Annotated in this window: 14 protein-coding genes; 9 read left to right on the forward strand and 5 right to left on the reverse strand. The window is 70.0% G+C overall.

Annotation, left to right across the window (positions count from 1 at the left end):
• Window positions 1–13: 13 nt before the first annotated feature.
• A complete protein-coding gene (locus C4V41_RS61455; RefSeq protein WP_146104229.1) occupies window positions 14–283 on the reverse strand; it encodes a hypothetical protein in 270 nt (89 codons plus the stop codon).
• Between the two features lie 127 nt (window positions 284–410).
• Between C4V41_RS61455 and C4V41_RS57830 the strand changes: the two genes are divergently transcribed.
• From C4V41_RS57830 to C4V41_RS57840, 3 genes are all read left to right on the forward strand, one after another.
• Window positions 411–1202, forward strand: coding sequence for a class I SAM-dependent methyltransferase (locus tag C4V41_RS57830; protein ID WP_103964570.1), 792 nt, complete (start codon window positions 411–413; stop codon window positions 1200–1202).
• Between the two features lie 386 nt (window positions 1203–1588).
• On the forward strand, window positions 1589–1792 hold the full coding sequence (locus C4V41_RS57835; protein WP_103964571.1) for a hypothetical protein: 204 nt from the start codon (window positions 1589–1591) through the stop codon (window positions 1790–1792).
• A gap of 66 nt (window positions 1793–1858) precedes the next feature.
• Complete coding sequence (locus tag C4V41_RS57840; RefSeq protein ID WP_103964572.1) at window positions 1859–3187, forward strand: hypothetical protein; 1329 nt, start codon at window positions 1859–1861, stop codon at window positions 3185–3187.
• 583 nt (window positions 3188–3770) lie between these two features.
• Here C4V41_RS57840 and C4V41_RS57845 read toward each other — a convergent pair.
• Window positions 3771–4658 carry an NAD(P)-dependent oxidoreductase gene (locus C4V41_RS57845; protein WP_103964573.1) on the reverse strand — a complete coding sequence of 296 codons (888 nt, stop codon included), beginning with the start codon at window positions 4656–4658 and terminating at the stop codon, window positions 3771–3773.
• A 35-nt stretch (window positions 4659–4693) separates the two neighbouring features.
• Here C4V41_RS57845 and C4V41_RS57850 point away from each other — a divergent pair, with 35 nt between their 5' ends.
• Window positions 4694–5059 (forward strand): winged helix-turn-helix transcriptional regulator, encoded by a 366-nt coding sequence (locus C4V41_RS57850; protein ID WP_327537525.1) that lies wholly within the window; start codon window positions 4694–4696, stop codon window positions 5057–5059.
• A gap of 243 nt (window positions 5060–5302) precedes the next feature.
• On the opposite strand, the gene C4V41_RS57855 is transcribed toward C4V41_RS57850, so the two are convergent.
• Together C4V41_RS57855 and C4V41_RS57860 are read right to left on the reverse strand one after the other, a co-directional pair.
• Window positions 5303–8545, reverse strand: a complete 3243-nt coding sequence (locus tag C4V41_RS57855) for a S8 family serine peptidase (RefSeq protein ID WP_146104230.1) — start codon at window positions 8543–8545, stop codon at window positions 5303–5305.
• Window positions 8546–9214: 669 nt separating this feature from the next.
• Window positions 9215–9838, reverse strand: coding sequence for a TetR/AcrR family transcriptional regulator (locus C4V41_RS57860; protein ID WP_103964575.1), 624 nt, complete (start codon window positions 9836–9838; stop codon window positions 9215–9217).
• A gap of 181 nt (window positions 9839–10019) precedes the next feature.
• Here C4V41_RS57860 and C4V41_RS57865 point away from each other — a divergent pair, with 181 nt between their 5' ends.
• The 5 genes from C4V41_RS57865 (at window position 10020) to C4V41_RS65060 (ending at window position 14273) form a co-directional block, all read left to right on the forward strand.
• Complete coding sequence (locus C4V41_RS57865) at window positions 10020–11249, forward strand: cytochrome P450 (protein WP_103964576.1); 1230 nt, start codon at window positions 10020–10022, stop codon at window positions 11247–11249.
• A 38-nt stretch (window positions 11250–11287) separates the two neighbouring features.
• Window positions 11288–11485: a ferredoxin gene (locus C4V41_RS57870; RefSeq protein ID WP_103964577.1), complete on the forward strand. Its 198-nt coding sequence runs from the start codon at window positions 11288–11290 to the stop codon at window positions 11483–11485.
• Window positions 11482–12660, forward strand: a complete 1179-nt coding sequence (locus C4V41_RS57875) for an NAD(P)/FAD-dependent oxidoreductase (RefSeq protein ID WP_103964578.1) — start codon at window positions 11482–11484, stop codon at window positions 12658–12660. Before C4V41_RS57870 ends, C4V41_RS57875 begins: the two co-directional genes overlap by 4 nt.
• A 123-nt stretch (window positions 12661–12783) precedes the next feature.
• A complete protein-coding gene (locus tag C4V41_RS57880) occupies window positions 12784–13818 on the forward strand; it encodes a zinc-dependent alcohol dehydrogenase (RefSeq protein WP_200824990.1) in 1035 nt (344 codons plus the stop codon).
• Between the two features lie 266 nt (window positions 13819–14084).
• Window positions 14085–14273, forward strand: a complete 189-nt coding sequence (locus tag C4V41_RS65060) for a hypothetical protein (protein ID WP_235031054.1) — start codon at window positions 14085–14087, stop codon at window positions 14271–14273.
• Window positions 14274–14317: 44 nt separating this feature from the next.
• Here C4V41_RS65060 and C4V41_RS57890 read toward each other — a convergent pair whose 3' ends face one another.
• The gene (locus C4V41_RS57890; protein ID WP_103964580.1) at window positions 14318–17518 is read right to left on the reverse strand and encodes a BTAD domain-containing putative transcriptional regulator; all 3201 of its coding nucleotides are present in this window, start codon (window positions 17516–17518) and stop codon (window positions 14318–14320) included.
• Between the last annotated feature and the right edge of the window lie 43 nt (window positions 17519–17561).

The raw sequence follows: 17561 nt of genomic DNA on the forward strand, positions 1-17561 counted from the left end.
TTCCCTCTTCCTGTCAGAGGCCTTCGTCGGCGATGAACACTGACCGCGGCCAGTAGGTGCTCTCCCAGTTCCAAGCCCACAAGGTAGTGCTGAACTCCTCGGTGGTGTGGAGCACGGAGAGGCCGGCGAAGGTGAGGCGGACCGCGTCGTGGTCGTCGGCCACCGCGCTCCAGGTGGGAGCCGGGCCGTTGTCGATGCCGGCGGCATCGCGGAGACTCTCGCCGGAGCCTGGTGGGTCGCCATAACCCGGCAACCAGCGCTTACGCACCCGCTGCGCGACCACCCGTCGAGCCCGTGGACACCTCGATGCCCGCTAATCTCGTTGAGCCCACATCCTGCAATCGTGTTAGCTAGCGGCACCGAACCATCAGTACCGCAGGTGTCCACTTGGCTGTAGCAGGGAGTTGAACGTGCAGGACATTGTTGTCGACCCCGTTGCCCACAATCGGGCAGCCTGGGACAAGTATGTCCAAGAGGACAACGAGTGGTCGAGGCCGGTGAGTGCCGAGGATGTCGAGCGCGCCCGCATGGGCGACTGGTCGATCGTTCTCATCGGGCATGAGCCGGTCGACCGCTCCTGGCTGCCGACGGACCTGACCGGCAAGGACGTGTTGTGCCTGGCCTCCGGCGGTGGCCAGCAGGGTCCGATCCTCGCCGCCGCAGGGGCGCGGGTCACCGTATTCGACAACTCACCCCGCCAGCTCGGCCAGGACCAGATGGTGGCGGCGCGGGAGGGACTCGAACTGCGCACCGTCCTAGGCGACATGCGCGACCTCAGCGCCTTCGGCGACGCAACATTCGACGTCGTGTTCCAGCCGGTCTCTAACGTATTCGTACCAGACTTGGCACCGGTGTGGCGCGAGTGCTTCCGCGTCCTGCGACCGGGCGGCACTCTGCTCGTGGGCTTCCTCAACCCTGATGTGTACTTGTTCGACCACGAGGCGCTCGACGAGCGCGGCGAGCTGATCGTCGTGCACAAGCTGCCCTACAGCGATGTCACGCGATACTCCGCCGAGGAACGCGCCACGAAGTTCGGCGCGGATGCCCCTCTTGAATACAGCCACACCCTCACCGACCAGATCGGCGGGCAACTCGCCGCGGGGTTCGTCCTCACGGGCTTCACGGAAGCGCCGCACCAATCCAACGCATCCGCACAATACATGTCGAACTATTTTGCGACACTGGCGGTCAAACCGGGCTGACCCAGCCGTGGGGTCGGCCGTGTCTCCGAATGGCCATCGGCGGCAGGAGGAGCGACTACTGCGGGCGCTGAGCCGTACCGGGGTGGACCCTCTGCCCGAGGCGCCGTGACGCGCTGGGTGACAGTACAGGGCAGTGCGGCGATGAACCCGGCCAAGCCCCCTGTTACCCTCGGCCGGGGTGATCGCCAGGGTAAGGCGGCCATCCTCGACGAAGCCCGCGGAGGGGCGCAGGAGCCGAACGGTCACGTCCCGCCGGTGATGCTGTTGACCGGCTCATTGAACCAGCCCGGCCAACGCTCCTGATTGCAGCCGCGGCCCGACCCTGATGACCTTGATCGACCGCACAGCCGCCACCCGAAGCCGTCGATCAACGAGCGGCCATCCGCATGGTGCTGGAGGGCGATGGGACGGTCGCGTCGGTAGCGCGCGAGTTCGACATCAACGCGACCCTGGGCAACTGGGTGGATCGGCATCGGATCGCGAGCGCCCAGGACGAGCGGCCGCCGGCCTCCGGGCCGGACCGGGTACGGATCAGAACCCTCATGAAGTTCCGTCGGCTTTCCATTGATCTTCCCGGGTGCCTGATGTAAGTAATGAAGGAAACCTTCATAACAGAGGCCGGGGTCGGCTACCCCCTTCGGGAGGAAAACTTGATCATGCGATTAGTCGCCCTGGTCCCGCTCCTCGCCGCCTTCCTGATCGTCCCCCTGCCCGCTAACGCCGCCACCGGCTACGCGTTGACGGCCGCGCAACTGGCCCAGGTCCGGCCATTGGCGTTCACCTCGACCATGTCGGCGCGTGACGCGGTGGCCGCCATGCTGCCGGTGACCAAGGTGCGGATGGGCACCGTCATAACCGGCGGCTACTCCACTCGCGCGATCTGCCACCCCACCGACCTCCACCTCTCGGTCCAGACCAGTGGATTCTGCTGGAACAGCACCGACGACACGACCGCGAACTGGTTCCCGCAGGGGATCACGGGCAGCGGCGACGGCATGAACGGCTCGGTGCTCTACCCGCCCTGCGACGGCTGCGCCGGCCGGAAGATCGTGGCCGTGAGCTGGCGCAGCGGCGCCTCCCACGAGTACGGAGCCAACCGGCTCGCCAGGGTCACCTTCGTCGACGTCACCGATGGCATGGCGGGGGCGCCCTACCGGCACGTCGTGCTGGTCGAACCCGACGGCATCGCCGAGGGCTTCCACGAGATCGCCACCCACGCCGACGGCATCTCGTGGTACGGCAACAAACTCTTCGTCGTCACAGGCGGCGACCCGGACGTGTCCGGCGGCGACCGGCTCGTACGGGTCTTCGACCTCACCCACTTCTGGAAGATGAACTCCACCACGGCAGGGGGCGTCGGCTGCGTCGGCGGTGTCTGCTCGGCGGCGTACTCGGGTTTCGCCCTGCCGCAGATCGGCTACTACCGGCTCAACTCGCCGGCGGTGTGCGTCAGCCTCGACCTGGCGAGGCCCTGTTTCAACGGCGTCTCGCTCGATCGCAGCGGCACCGACCACCTCACCACCGTCGAGTACAAGAGGGGCGCCTCCGGCGGGAAGATCCTCCGCTGGCCTTTGGACTCGTCCACCGCCCTGCTCAAGACCGGCTCCGACGGGCTCGTCCGCCCCACTGAGGGCTGGACCAGCCCAGTCTGGGAACTTCAAGGTGGCGTGTTCACCGGCGACAACGGCATCCTGGTCGGGTTATGCCCCGATGGCACGCCCGCTGTCAGCTATATGCCGGGCGGCACGGCGAACATCTACGGCGGCTACCGGAAGTCCTGTCTTCACCGCGTCACGATCTCGGCCGACCACAGCACGCTCGACGTCCACTACCTGACGACTCTTCCCGCCAACGCGCAGAACGTCGCGTACTGGCCCGCAAGCGGAGAAGTGTGGCTGGTCAACGAATTCCGCGGGGACTATTCCGGCACCTACGGGAGCGACCGCCTGGTGCTGGCACTGAACTGCCCAAATCTGAGCTGCTGAGACTCCGATCACGAGCAGGCCAGGTCACGGCCCCAGCCGGGGGTGGCCGGTCGCGTGTCCCGCTCGAAAACACGGTTTCGTCCTGTGAGCTGGGTATTGCCGCGTGATCAGGGCGGCTGTGACCATCGCAAGGTGTTGTAATCGCTTGTCCACCGGTTGATGAGGTGCCTGTTTCGGCTTGAACCCTCCTTCGCGGGCGAAAGCGCAATTCGTGAGCGGCGGCCGCGAGCCAGTGAAAATCATGATCACGCAGATGGAAATCGAAAGGACATATTCGTGCGCACACGCAATCTCGCGACCCTCCTGGCCGGCGCGACCCTGGCCGCCACCACCACGCTGGTAGTGGCCGCTGCCCCGGCCGGGGCGGCCGGACCCTGCGGCAGCGGCTGACCTACGGCTACGGCCCCTGCGTGATGAGACCGGGGTGCCCTCCGGTTGGCATGTGGAGGGCACCCCACAGGCGATGGACCACGCCCTGACGGGCTTTCGGTGGATGAACCTCAGACCGTCGAGCTCGGTCCCCTTCGCTTCGACGTTCCTGGAGATCTCTGTCGGTGCGCGTGCCCTGGGGCCGTGCGCGACCTCAGCGGGGGTTCATGATCTCGGTGATCCGGAGGAACCCGTCGGTGCCGTGACCAAGCCCGATGGCGCGGCGCGCCAAGCCCTCAGCCGCACGCATCACGCCCGCGTCGATGCCGTGGGACTCGGATGTGTGGACGATATGCGCCATGGACGACACCGCCGAGGTGATCGGGTTGCCCTCACCGGAGAACCTGCCGTTGTCCACCTCCTCCGCGCCCAGCTCGAAGAGCGGCGGAAGGATCTCGCCGATGCCCTTGGCGAACGGCGCCAGCTCCTGCGCGCTGACCCCCTCGGCTCTTGCCACCGCCAGCGCGTGCGCATAACCAGCCATCGCGGTCCAGAAGATGTCGAGCAACGCGATGTCGTAGGCAGCCGCCCGGCCGATGTCCTCACCCAGGTGGGTGTGGGTGCCACCCAACGCGTCCAGCACCGGCCGGTGCTCGCGGTAGAGCTCCTCTGAACCGCTGTGGAGGAACACCCCGGCCGGTGTTCCGATGGTCGTGGTCGGCGTCATGATCGCACCGTCCAGGTACCCAATGCCGTGCTCGGCCGCCCAAGCCGCGGTGTCCCGGGCCCGGGCCGGGGTGTCGGCGGTCAGGTTCACGACCGTGCGCCCCTTGAGCGCGCCGGTGACCGCGCCGCGCCGCACGATGGCGTCCACCGCGTCGTAGTTCACCACGCAGACCACGGTCAACCTGCTTGCGGCGACCGCCTCTTCGGGAGATGGCGCGCCAACCGCGCCCCGCCCGGCCAACTCCCGGTCCTTGCCCGGTGTCCGGTTCCAGACCGTGGTCGGCAGGCCGGCATCCAGGAAGGCCGCGGCCAGGGCCCGGCCCATCGGCCCCAGGCCGAGCACGCTGACGGCAGACTGTTCAGTGTGGGAGGTCATGCCTTAACTCCTCGACAATAAGTAAACGGTGATGAATGGGGATGATGATGACGCGCAGCCGTGCTCAGGATGCGAACGTCTGCGGGGTGACCGCCGCGATCGCCGTGATCGACGGCAAGTGGAAGACGGTATTGCTCTGGCTCCTGGAGTCCCGTCCGCACCGCCCCGGCGAGCTGCGCCGGCGTCTGCCGGGACTCACGGAGAAGGTGCTGACTCAGACGCTGCGGGAGATGGAGGCCGACGGGCTGGTCCACCGGGAGGTGCACGATGTACGGCCGCTGAAGACGGTGTACTCGCTGACCTCGTTCGGTCGTGAGCTCTCCGAAGTGCTGGCACCGCTTTCCGATTGGGGCCATCGCCGCCTGGAGAAGCTGGCCGAGTCGTCCCCAGCAGCTTCCTGAAACACCGCCAACCTCCCCATCTCATCTGGATGTGTGGGCCCTTCGGCCCCGTACGACCAAGCTTCAGGCCGCCCCGGCCCGGTCGGCAAGTACCCACAAAAAAGTGGCTACCGCAGGTAGCGCGGGGTGGCTCCGGCTGCCCAGTTGACGTGGCATCGCCGTTGAAAGCCGTCCGCGCCGGCCCCGGGGACGCCGGCAAGCTCCCAGCACCCCTGAAGATGAGGGAGCTTGCCGGGCGCGCCGTCAGCTTGTCGTGGAGGCGATCCGGTACGCGCGGATCACGGTCTGCTCGACGGTGTTGCCGGAAGTGTCGATCGACGTGGCCCGCAGCGAGACGAACCCGTCACCGTCCGGGTGGCGCAGAACGATCCTTGAGTGCCTGACCTCCGCCTTCGCCCAGGTGGCCCCGTCGTCGTAGGAGACCTCCACGGACAGGTCCCGCGCGCGGCCCGCCGTGCTGCCCGGCAGCGAACGCACGCTGACCGGGACGGTGAAGATCCGACCGGCCGGTGCGGTGTTCCGCGCGTCGAGCTCGGGCGCGAAGCTCACTACGGACACCGGCAGCCGGGTGAGGGCGTCTGTGGTGTCGGAGCGGAACGTCCAGGCCACGGACACGCGCGTGGACAGCGTCGCCGGAGATCCCCGTTCCGCCTCGGCGACCAGCCGGTACGCCGCCCGCCCTGCGGGCACGGAGAATTTCGCGGTCAGGGACGGCGCCTCGCCGACGAGCACGCCGTCGCGGTAGAGGGTGGTGTGTCCGGTGGCGCGGGTGGACTTGCCGAGCGAGCCTCGCCCGTCGCCGAACATCCACAGGTCAGCCGCGATGACGTCGCCGGTGCGGCTGACGCTGTCGCCGGGCTGGTCCCCGGACGGCAGGGAAGGGCCGAACACGCCCCGGTTCCACCGCTCGGTGGTGACCTGGCCCGCTCGGTAGTGCGTGAACCCGGATTGGAACTCGTTGACCCGTCCGTCGGCGCCGACCTCCCGCAGCCGGTGCTGCCAGCGGATGCCTCCGTCGGTGTTGACGTGGACCGTCCGCACCGAGGGGGTGGTGAACCAGGCCCCGGCCAAATGAGAGGGGATTCCGCCGTCGCGTGGCCAGGCCCGGCCGTACGCCGCTACCTGCGCGTCGGAGAGGTGAGCGGCGTAATCCATGCGGATGGTCGCCAGGGTCTTGGGGTCCACCGACCGTTTGAAGCCGGTCACCACTCGCCCTGGCTGGAACCAGGCCACCCGATAGACGTCCGTACCAGCCGTCCATTCTGCCGCCACCTCGGTCAGCAGCCCCTCGTAGTCGCGGGCGGGCCCGAGCTGGGCGGTGAAGCTTCGGTCGAACGCCTTGCCGCCCCACCCCCTGGCCAACGGGCCATCGGCCGTCTGCCATTGGTAGACGACCTGGGCGCTCAACGGCACCGCGTCGGCGCTCGGTGGTTCCACCTCAAGCGGTCTGCCGAGCCGGGCATCGGCTTCGACCGTCCGCTCCCGGTCCAGCACCAGCTCGGGCTGGACGAGCAGGGTGATGCCCGCGTCACCCAGGACGACTGTGTCGACCTGCCACTTGCCCTTGGGCAGCCGCGTGGTCAAGCTGCTCTTCCCGCCGAACACCACGATCGGCGGGTGCCCGGCGTCCAACCGCCTGATCGACATCACGAAGTCGCCGGTGGCGGTGCCGGCCCGGTTGGTGTGGCGCACGGTCAGGTCGTAACTCTGGACTTCCTTCTCCACACCGACCGGCGTGCTCACGCTCACACCGCCGGGTCCCGTGGCCACGACGTAGCCGCCCAGCATCCCGTCGGGCACGTCGGTGGCTCGGGTATCGGCGATGACCGTCGCCTCGGCCTGCCCGCCGGCGGGCACGGTGAGCGTGTTCGGGCTCACGGTGAAGGCCGCACTCGCCCTGGCCTGCAAGGTGAGCGTGATCGGCGTCGTGAGAGAGTTGCGGTAGACCAGCTTCCTGGCGACCGGCTGGTCGTCGTCGTGCGGCCACGCCTGCCTGCCGAACCCCAGCCCGGGCGGCTGCGCCGTCACCGCCTGCGCCGTCGCTCGGTCCGCGTTCACCCGGCCCGCTCCCTGGGCGAAGACACCGATCTCCGGGTGCGGCTCGGCCGAGGCCATCAGGGCGGCCTTCAGCAGGGCGCCCTTCCACTCCGGGTGCCGTCCCGCCAGCAGCGCCGCGGTTCCCGTCACGTGCGGCGTCGCCATCGAGGTGCCGGATAGGGCGACATAGGAGCCGGTCCCAGGGCTGTCCTTGCTCCGCGCGGCGGTGATGTCGACGCCGGGAGCGGTGATATCCGGTTTGAGCCCATCGTCGCCCGGTGCGGGCCCCATGCTGGAGAAGTCGGCCCGCTCATCCGACTTGTCGACCGCGCCCACGGCCAGGGCGGCGTTCGCCGTGGCCGGGGTGTTGACCCCGCGCTCCACCCCCTCGTTGCCCGCGGCGACCACGAAGAGGGTGCCGTACCGGTCGCTGAGAGCCTCGACCGCCTGCTCCAGCGGGTCCTGCTCCGGCGTGTCCGAATTGCCGAAACTCATGTTCACGACCCGGGCGCCCTGCTCCGCCGCCCACTGCATGCCGGCCAGGACCGCCGAGTCGCTGCAGAAGCCTGACTCGTCGCACACCCTGCCGTCCAGCAACGTGACGCCCGCGGCCACGCCGCGGTAGCGCCCACCGGATGCCGCGCCGCTCCCGGCGATGGTGGAGGCCACGTGGGTGCCGTGCCCGACAAGGTCCCGCTCGTCGGGCTCGTCCGTGAAGTCCTTCCTGCCGCTCACCTTGCCCGCCAGGTCGGGATGGGCGGCGTCGATCCCGGTGTCGAGGACCGCGACCTTGACCCCTTCCCCGGTGAAGCCCCTGGCCCAGGCCGCGGGCGCGCCGATCTGCGGGACGCTGATGTCCAGCGACACCTTGCGCAGCCCGTCCAGCCACACCTTGGCCTTCCCGCCGGAGGCGCCCCGCAGGAACCCCGCTCCCCCGGCTGCGGCCTCCTCCGGCCCTCCGGTGAGGTCCTTCCAGAAACGGGGGGCGTTCGCCCGCTCCTGCCGCACCGCGAACCCGCCGACCGCGGGGAGCGCCGTACCTTTCGAGGCTCCGGCCAGCGTCCGGGGCTGAGCGGCCCCGGTGACGACGAGCGGGAGGTCCTTGCGCCGATCGTCGTAGCCGTACTCAAGCAACGTGGTCACATCGAACAGCCGCGAGTCCAGCCGCCCGGCCTGCAGCAGCGGCACCGCATCGCTCGGGACGACGCGCAGCCGCCCGCCGCTCGCGTCGGTGAGGAAGGTGACCCCCTTCCTCCCCTCACCGGCCTCGATCACCGCGCCGGGCTCCCCGGCGACGGTGACACGGTCACCGCTGATCAGCGTGACGGTCCGCGAGACCGTGGCAAGAGGCCGCGTCCCGGCGGATGGAGGCGCGGCGACGGCCGGTTGGGGGGTGAGCAGAGCGGTGGTGAGCAGTAACGCCCCAGCCGCTCCGGCTCTCCTTCTCATGCGCATGGACCCTCCAGATCGACGAAAAGTGGATCACTCCATATCTCCCGCTCCGGAAATTCCTTTCACGCCTTGCCCACGGAGCCCTTCCGTCGCGGGCCGCTCTCCCAGCGCACCGATGTGCGGCAGACACACCACCGCAGCCGGGCTCGCCTACCACGCCGAGCACCTCGACACCTACCGCCGCCTTTACAGCGAAGGCGATCTCTGATGGGAAGGTTCCGGCGCTTGCAACCCGTAGCAAACGGCGGAAGTCCAATAGATCGACAATAGGGATCGGCAGGCAGGCTGGGCCATCGTGCCTGGTCAGGACCCTCTCGGGGACGGTGTGGGTGCCAGGCCACGGTGAGGACGGCGTTGCCCGAGGCGACGATCGCTTGCTGCGGAGTCATCCGGCGGGCCGGCCGGCGATGCCGGGGTGTTGGTGCTCGAGAAGCCGAAGACGACGCGTCCCAGGATGCCGCCGAGCCAGGAGTTGCCCTTCCCGCGGCCCTTCGGCCTTCTTCCCCGCTCGATTCTGCGAGACCGCGACGGCAGGCTCATTGCGACGCACTCGCCAGGTGGTGGACAGACACAGGGCACGAGTAACGCTTCTCGGGCGCCGGACGCGGAGCCCATCTTCCGGTGGATTCTGATCCTCCAGCGCGTGGTTCTCCCACCGGAGACGGATCAGGCGATCGATGCCTGCTGGTGTGGAGTCTCGTCGCGGGTGGGGCGGCGTGGAGCGCGGAGTCCCAAGGCACGCCGGCCGGCTTCGATGAGGTGCTGGCGCAGGGCGTCGTCGTCGAGGCTGAGCATCGCCGGTCCGGTCGCGGCGGCGATGCCCGCCATCACCATGGTGGCGTTGACGTGCCCGGCCGGGCCGGGGGTGACGCCGGCGAGGAGGGCCATCTGGCGGTCGACCAGGTCGCTGGTCTCGGGCTGGGCGCACAACATTTCAATCGCTCCGGCGTCGGTGGCGAAGACGGCGACCACGGCTCGGTGCTCGACGGCGAGCGCGACGTATCCGGTGAGCAGGTGTTCGGCCCGCGCGTGGGGGGTGCGTTTCGTCTCGGCGGTCCCGATGATGCCCCGCAGTTGCTCCAGCACCGGTTCGACCACTGTGGTGAGCAGATCTTCGCGGGTGCGGAAGTGGTGATAGACAGCCGCTTTCGTGACGCCGAGCTCGTCGGCGATCATCTGCAACGACGTGCCGGCGAAGCTATGCCGGGTGAACAGGCGCACCGCGACCTCAATGAGACGTTGACGGGTATGCGTCTCACCGGGACCCCTCTGAGCGGCTCTGACAGCCAAATTACGTCCTTCCAGCAGGATCGGATCTCGGCGAATTTCTCAACTCTAGCTTGTCGATCGGCAAGCATCAAACTTGCCGATCGACAAGTGATGTGCGTCACAATACCTAGCACGGAAACTAGCCGATCGACTAGGAATGAGCTAGCCGATCGGCTAGTCGAAAGTGAGGCGAAGGAAACCCATGACCACCACCGGAAGCGAAGCGGCGTCGTCCGTTCCCGGATACCCGATGCCCAGGGAAGGCGGCTGCCCGTTCCATCCGCCGGCCACCGTACGGCGGCTCACCGCCGAGGAGCCCGTCTCCAAGGTGCGGATCTGGGACGGCAGCACGCCCTGGTTGATCACCCGCCACGCCGACCAGCGGGCACTGCTGACCGATCCCCGCGTCAGCATCGACGAGAAGCGGCCCGGGTTCCCCCACATGACCCGGGGCAGGGCGGAGGTCGTGGACGTCACCCCGCCACTGATCACCAACACGGACGCGCCCGAGCACACCCGGCTCCGCCGGATGGTCAACCTGCCGTTCACCGTCAAGAAGGTCGAGGCCCTGCGACCCGCCATCCAGAAGATCACCGATGACCTGATCGACACGATGCTGGCCGGACCGAAACCGGCCGACCTCGTCACCGCACTCGGCCTGCCGGTGCCGACCCTCGTGATCAGTGAGCTCCTCGGCATCCCGTACGAGGACAACGAGTTCTTCCACCGGCAGAGCACCGTCGCGCTGAGCCACACCTCCTCGGCGCATGAGGCGGCGCAGGCGAGCGGCGCACTGGTCGGCTACCTGGACGACCTGCTCGGGCAGAAGATGGCCGCTCCCGCCGACGACATGCTGTCGGAGCTGGCCGCCCGGATCAAGGCCGGCGAGATGACCCGCGAAGAGGCCGCCACCATGGGCGTGGCTGTGCTGATCGCCGGACACGAGACCAGCGCCAGCATGATCCCCCTCGGCACGCTCGTCCTGCTGCAGAACCCCGACCAACTCTCCCTGCTGCGCGACACCGACGACCCCAAGGTCGTCGCCGCCGCGGTCGAAGAGCTCCTGCGCTACCTGACCATCGTGCACACCGGCGTACGCAGGATCGCCTCAGAAGACATCGATATCCGCGGCCAGGTCATCCGGGCCGGCGACGGCATCATCTTCGACCTGGGCGCCGCGAACTGGGACGCCGAGATGTTCCCGGAGCCCGACCGGGTCGACCTGACCCGGGCCGCCCGCCATCACCAGGCGTTCGGATACGGCCCCCATCAATGCCTCGGCCAGTCCCTGGCCCGCGTGGAACTCCAGGTCGTCTACAGCACGCTCTACCACCGCGTGCCCACCCTCCGCCTGGCCGTCCCGCTCAACGAGATCGACTTCGCGTTCGAAGGTATCGCCTACAGCCTGCGTTCCCTGCCCGTCACCTGGTGACCGGCCGCCATCGGCACATCAAGAAAGGAAGAAACCCCATGCGTGTACACCTTGACGAACCCAAGTGCGTGGCCTCTGGCCAATGCGTCCTGGCCGCTCCCGACGTGTTCGACCAGCGGGATGAGGACGGCGTCGCGATCCTGCTGGATGAGACGCCCGCCGGCGACCTCCTCGACGGGGTACGGGAGGCCGCGGCGATCTGCCCGGCCGCGGCCATCCGGCTGGTGGCCGAATGAAACGCGTCGCCGTGGTCGGCGTCTCGGCCGCCGGGCTCGCGGCGGCCGAGACGCTGCGCCGGGAAGGCTTCGAGGGCTCGATCACCCTCGTCGGCGACGAGCCGCGTCTCCCCTACGACCGGCCGCCACTGTCCAAGCAGTTCCTGGCCGCGCGGTGGGAGCCCGACCGCCTGGCACTACGCTCGCCAGCCGACCTGAGAGGGCTCGACCTCGACCTTCGCCTTGGGGTCAGTGCGACGGGCCTCGATCGGGGCGCCCGTACGGTGCGACTGTCGGACGGCGGGCAGGTGCTCTACGAAGGGCTGATCGTGGCCACCGGAGTGCGGCCGCGACGCCTGCCCGGCCACGGCGGTCACGTGCTGCGTACGCTCGACGATGCCCTGGCCCTGCGTTCTCGGCTGGGCCCCGGGCGGCGGCTGGTCGTGGTCGGCGCCGGTTTCCTCGGAGCGGAGACCGCGGCCGTGGCCCGTGGCCTCGGCTGCGAGGTCGTGCTACTCGAACCCGCGCCGGTGCCGCTGGCCCACGCGGTCGGTGAGACGGTCGGCCAGGTGTTGTCGGGGGCACACCTGGAGCACGGCGTCGATCTCCGCACCGGAGTCACCGTGACCGCCATAACTGACGGCGGGGTGCGGCTCGCCGACGGGGAATGGGTGGCGGCCGACGAGGTCCTGGCCGCCATCGGCTCCCTGCCGAACACCGAATGGCTGGCAGGCAGCGGCCTGCCCCTGGACGACGGCCTCGTGTGCGACCAGTTCTGCGAGGCCGCCCCGGCCATCTACGCGGCAGGAGACGTCGCCCGCTGGCACAACCCGCTGTTCGGCGCGTGGATGCGCGTCGAGCACCGTACCAACGCCGCCGAGCAAGGCATGGCCGCCGCTCGTAACCTGCTGAACCCCCGGGCTCGCAAGCCGTTCGCACCCGTGCCCTACTTCTGGTCCGACCAGTACGACATGAAGATCCAGGCCTACGGCTACCTCCGCGGCCACGAAGCCATCGCGATCGTGGACGGCGACGTCGGCGAACGCCGGTTCGTGGCCGCCTACCGTACGGGCGACCGCCTGGCTGGGGCGCTTTCGGTCGGCATGCCACCGAAGGCCCTTCGCCCCTGGCGCCAAGCCATCGCAGCCGGCGCCAAATGGCACGAGATCGTCGGCAAGACGGCGATTGCGGCATGAACGGCTGTCAGTGAGCTGTGCCGTCACAACGTCGATCTTCCTGCCGGACCGCGGCCCGAAGAATCCACACGGGGCGAAGCCGGCCCCCGCCCGCCTACAGAAAGAGTTTTCACCATGGCAACCATGAAATCCGCGCAGACCAGCACACCAGGCACGATCGAGGTCGTAGACGTCGAGCGTCCTGTTCCCGGCTCCAGAGACGTGCTGCTACGGGTGCGCGCCTGCGGCATCTGCGGCACAGATGTGGCCTTCCTGCACATGGGCGGAGGTCCGTTCGGCCCCGGCGGGCAAATGATTCCGGTGCCGCTCGGGCATGAGCCGGCCGGAGAGGTCGTCGAAGTGGGGGCGGAGGTCATCGGCCTGAAGGCCGGCGATCGTGTGGTCGTCAACCCGCAGGCCGCTCCCTCCGGCATCATCGGCTGCGGAGGCGCGCTGGGCGGCATGCGGGAGTATCTGATCATCGAGAACGCCGTCGTCGGCAAGAGCGTGGCGGTCTTCCCCGACGGGGTGCCCTTCGCCGTCGCCGCGCTCAATGAGCCCATGGCCGTCGCGCGGCACTGCGTCAATCGCTCCGAAGCCCGGCCGGCCGACAAGGTCGTGGTGTTCGGGGCCGGGCCGATCGGGCTCGGAGCCACGATCTGGCTGAAGCTACGCGGCGTCCAGCACGTGGTCGTCGCCGACGTCATCCCCCAGCGCCTGGAGACCGCGCTGGCCGTCGGGGCGGACGCCGTCATCGACTCCTCCAGCGAGGACGTGACCACCCGCCTGATGGAACTTCACGGCGAAGGCGTGAACGCGCTCGGGGCGACCCGCCCCGACACCGACATCTACATCGACGCGGCCGGCGCCGCCGCCGTCATCAACACCGCGACGGCATCGGCGAAGTGGGGCGCCAAACTCGTCATGGTCGCCGTGCAGAAGAAGTCGGACGCCATCGACCTCGGCGCCATGCTCAGGAGCGAGATGACGCTCATCGCGTCCCAGGGTTATCCCACGGAGATCTTCGAGGTCACCCCCGAGATCGTGCGGCACCAGGAGCGCTTCGCCCGGCTGATCAGCCACCTCGTCCCGTTCTCCGAGGCCGAGCGTGCCTTTGAACTCGCCCTGACACCAGGCGCGGCCGAAAAGGTGGTCGTCACCTTCGACGACCAAAGCTGAACCGCCGGGAACATCGATCGTCGTGCGACTCCAACCATCCTGGGAAAGACGCAGGGCGACGGTGGCGGCCTGAGTGGGTGGCCGGTCGAGGAGTTGGTGCGGTATCTGACGATCGTGCACAGCCGGGTGGCCAAGGAGGACATCGAGATCGGCGGCGCGCTCGTCCGCGCGGGCGAAGGGCTGATCATGACCCTGCCCGCGGCCAACCGTGACCCGGCCTTCCTCGACGCGACACCCTCGACATCGACCGCAACGTCCGCGCGCACATGGCCTTCGGCTACGTCGTGCACCAGTGTCTCGGCCAGACCCTCGCCCGCGCCGAACTGGAGATCGCCCTGCCCACGCTGCTGCGCCGCCTGCCGAACCTGCGGCTCGCCGTGCCACGTGAGGAGATCCGGTTCCGTCACGACATGAGCATCTACGGCGTCCACGAACTGCCGGTCACCTGGGAGTGATTCGACGGCTCGGCCTGATGAGGATCTTCGGGGGCCACGTTGTCCTACAGGCCGGCTGCGATCCCGGTCGTCTCCCAGCCTTTCGTGTACGCCGCGGCGAACTCTTCCTCGCCCAGTACGGCCTGACCCCGGCGGGTGAGTTCGCGGATCAGCGGATCGGTGCGGTCGTGGGCCCCCCGCTGCCGGGCTGCGGTCCCGAGCAGCGCGGCCGACTCGTGCTGCCGTCCGCGCGCCTCGGCGAGCGCGGCCGCGTGCACCGTCACCAGCGACAGGACCGGCAGTTCCCGGGTCGCCAGCGCGGCCGCGTACGCCTCCCGCAGCGCCTTTTCGGCACCGGGCAGGTCGTCCAGCGCCAGGCAGAGCGCGGCCCGTACGCTGCCGGCCAGCGTACGGGCATGGCCGGAGGAGAACGCGGTGTCGCCGAGCAGGCGCCGTTCGGCGTCGTCGAGCAGGTCGCCCGCCCGGTCCAGGTCGCCGAGGCGTACCCGGAGGTCGGCCTCCCGCGCGTCGATCAGGACCAGCATCTCCGCCGAGGACGCGCCCAGTGCCCGCTCCCTGGCGGAGCCGATCAGCGCCATCGCCCGGTCGGTGTCGCCGCGCCGGATGTGCACGTCGATCCAGCGCAGGTCGCTGTAGAGCCGGTCGCCGAGGCTGAGCGAGCCGAACTCCCCCGCCAGCCGCCGGGCCTCGCGCAGGTCGGCCAGCGCGCCGTCGAGATCGTCGTATCGCCGCAGCCGGGCGCGCATCGGCAGCGTGGCGGCCTGCCCCCAGCGGTCGCCGGCCTGCCGGAAGCGGGTCAGGGCCGCCTCCACGTGGACGCGCGTCCGGTCGAGCGCGCCCCCGTTCTCGGCGATCTCGGCCTGGAACATGTGGGCCAGCCCGGCCAGCCACACGTCGTCGCCGTCGGCCAGGCGCTGGAAGCTCGCGAGCGCGGCCTGCTCCTCCCGCAGGAAGAGCAGGATCGGGCCGAACACGCGGTGGTGGCCCGGCAGCCCGGGATGCGCGAGCAGCCGGTCGGCCAGCTCGCGCATCTCCGCCCGGTCGTCCGCGGCTTCGCCGGGCGTGATCTCCGACAGGATGTCGGCCCGGTTGAGCAGGTGGGCGGCCCGGGCGCAGTCGCGCTCGGGCGCCGGCCCGCCGCCGGGCACCGCCAGGGCCTCGCCGAGCCAGTGGGCGGCGTCGGTGTGGCGGCCGAACATCTGCCAGTACCAGGTCAGGGACAGGGCGAGGGTGATCGCGCCGTGGGAGTCGTGGGTGGCGCACAGGTGGCGCAGGGCGGCGAGCGTGTTGTCGTACTCGGCGCCGATGACCTTCATGGCCGTCACCTGGCCGGGGCCGAGCAGGTGGGGGTCGTGGCGGGTCATCAGCCCGGTGAAGTGGGCGGCGGCCAGGTCGCGGGCCGGGCCGAGGTCGCCGGTATCGGTGAGGCGGGCGGCGCCGTACTCGCGGATGGTTTCGAGCATGCGGTAGCGGCCGGTGCCGGGCGCGAGATACAACAGTGAGCGGTCGACGAGGGTGGCGAGCAGTTCGGGGATGCCGGCGGCGGGCACGGTGGTGCCGGCGCAGACGGCGGTGGCCGAGGCGGGTGTGACGCCGCCGGGCAGGATGGAGATCCGTTCCGCGACGGTACGTTCGTGTTCGCCCAGCAGGTCCCAGCTCCAGGCGATGACGGCACTCAGGGTACGGTGCCGGGGCGGTGCGGTGCGGCTGCCGGTGGTGAGCAGCCGGAACCGGTCGGAGAGCCCGTCGGCCAGGCCGGGCAGTGACAGCGTACGCAACCGGGCGGCGGCCAGTTCGAGGGCCAGCGGCAGGCCGTCCAGGCCGCGCACCACGCGGACGATGTCGGGCAGCGTGCTCTCGTTGACGTCGAAACCGGGTCGCACGGCGGCGGCCCGCTCGGTGAACAGGCGCACCGAGGCCGCCCTCCTGGCCTGTTCGACGCCGTCGTCCGGGGCGGGCAGCGTGAGCGGGGCCAGCGGCACGAGGGCCTCGCCGTCGATCGCGAGGGGTTCGCGGCTGGTGGCGAGCACGCGCAGCCCTGGGCAGCGGGGCAGCAGCGCCGCGACCAGGCGGGCCACGGCGTCGATCAGGTGCTCGCAGTTGTCGACCAGGAGCAGGCCCTTCCGGCCGCCGAGCTCGCCGACCAGGCCGTCCAGTTCGTCACGCTCCATCCGCCTGCGGGCGTCGAACATCGGACCGCCCCGCAGCCCGATCCCGGCGAGCACGGCCGTGACGATCTCCGCCGGTTCGGTGACGGACGCGAGGTCGATGAGCCAGGCGTCGTGCTCTTGGCGGCGGGCGGCCTCCAGCGCGAGCCGGGTCTTCCCGGCGCCGCCGGGGCCGAGGACGGTGACCAGGCGGCCGGTGGTGAGCAGGGCGGCGATGCGGGCAAGGTCGTCGTCGCGGCCGATGAAGCCGGTCAGCGGCGCTGGCAGGCCGGCCGGCGGCGTGGGCAGGCCGGCCGGCCTCTGGCCTGGGGTCTGTCCGGGGCGTAGCAGGCGCAGGTGGCGTTCCCGCAGGGCGGTGCCGGGGTCGGCGCCGAGAAGGTCGGCCAGGGTCTCGCGCGTCCGCTCGTAGACGGTGAGCGCCTCGGCCTGACGTCCTTGAGCGGCGAGCGCGTCCATCAGGAGCGCGGCCGCCCGCTCGTGGACCGGCCGGCCGGCCAGCAACCCGGTCAGCCGGGCGGCGGCCGCCTCGGCCCGTCCCAGCGACAGCTCGGCGTCGGCGAGGTCGGCGACCGCCTCGATCGACACCTGTGCCAACCTGGTCGCGACCGTGGGTGCGACCGCGGCGATGAGCGCGGGTTCCGCGCCAGGGTGGTCGCCCCACAACGCCACGGCCTCGGTGAGCGCGGCGGCCGCGGCCTCCGGGTCACCTGCCCACAGCCTCTCCCGGCCGGTGGCGGTGAGCTGCTCGAAGCGCAGCGCGTCCACGTCGGCCGCGTCCACCGCCAGCCGGTAGCCGCCCGCGACCTGCGCCACCACGCCACCGGCCACGCCGGCCGGGCTCAGAGCTCTGCGCAGGCGGGTGACGAGGGTGTGCAGGGCGTGGGCGGGGCCGGAGGGCGGCTCGTCGGCCCAGATCGCGTCGGCCAGGACGCCGGGCTCGACGGCACGGCCTCCGGCGAGCGCCAGCCGTACGAGCAGGCCCCGCAACCGCGCGCCAGGAACGGGCAGGACGGCGTCACCGCGCGACACCTGGAACGCGCCGAGCAGCGTGACGCGAAGCCGTGCGTCCCTGTCCATTCCCCGATCTTCGCGCGCTCCCCCGCCATGCCCCAAATCCGTT

The sequence above is a fragment of the Nonomuraea solani genome, assembly GCF_900108335.1.
In the GTDB taxonomy this organism is placed as follows: domain Bacteria; phylum Actinomycetota; class Actinomycetes; order Streptosporangiales; family Streptosporangiaceae; genus Nonomuraea; species Nonomuraea solani.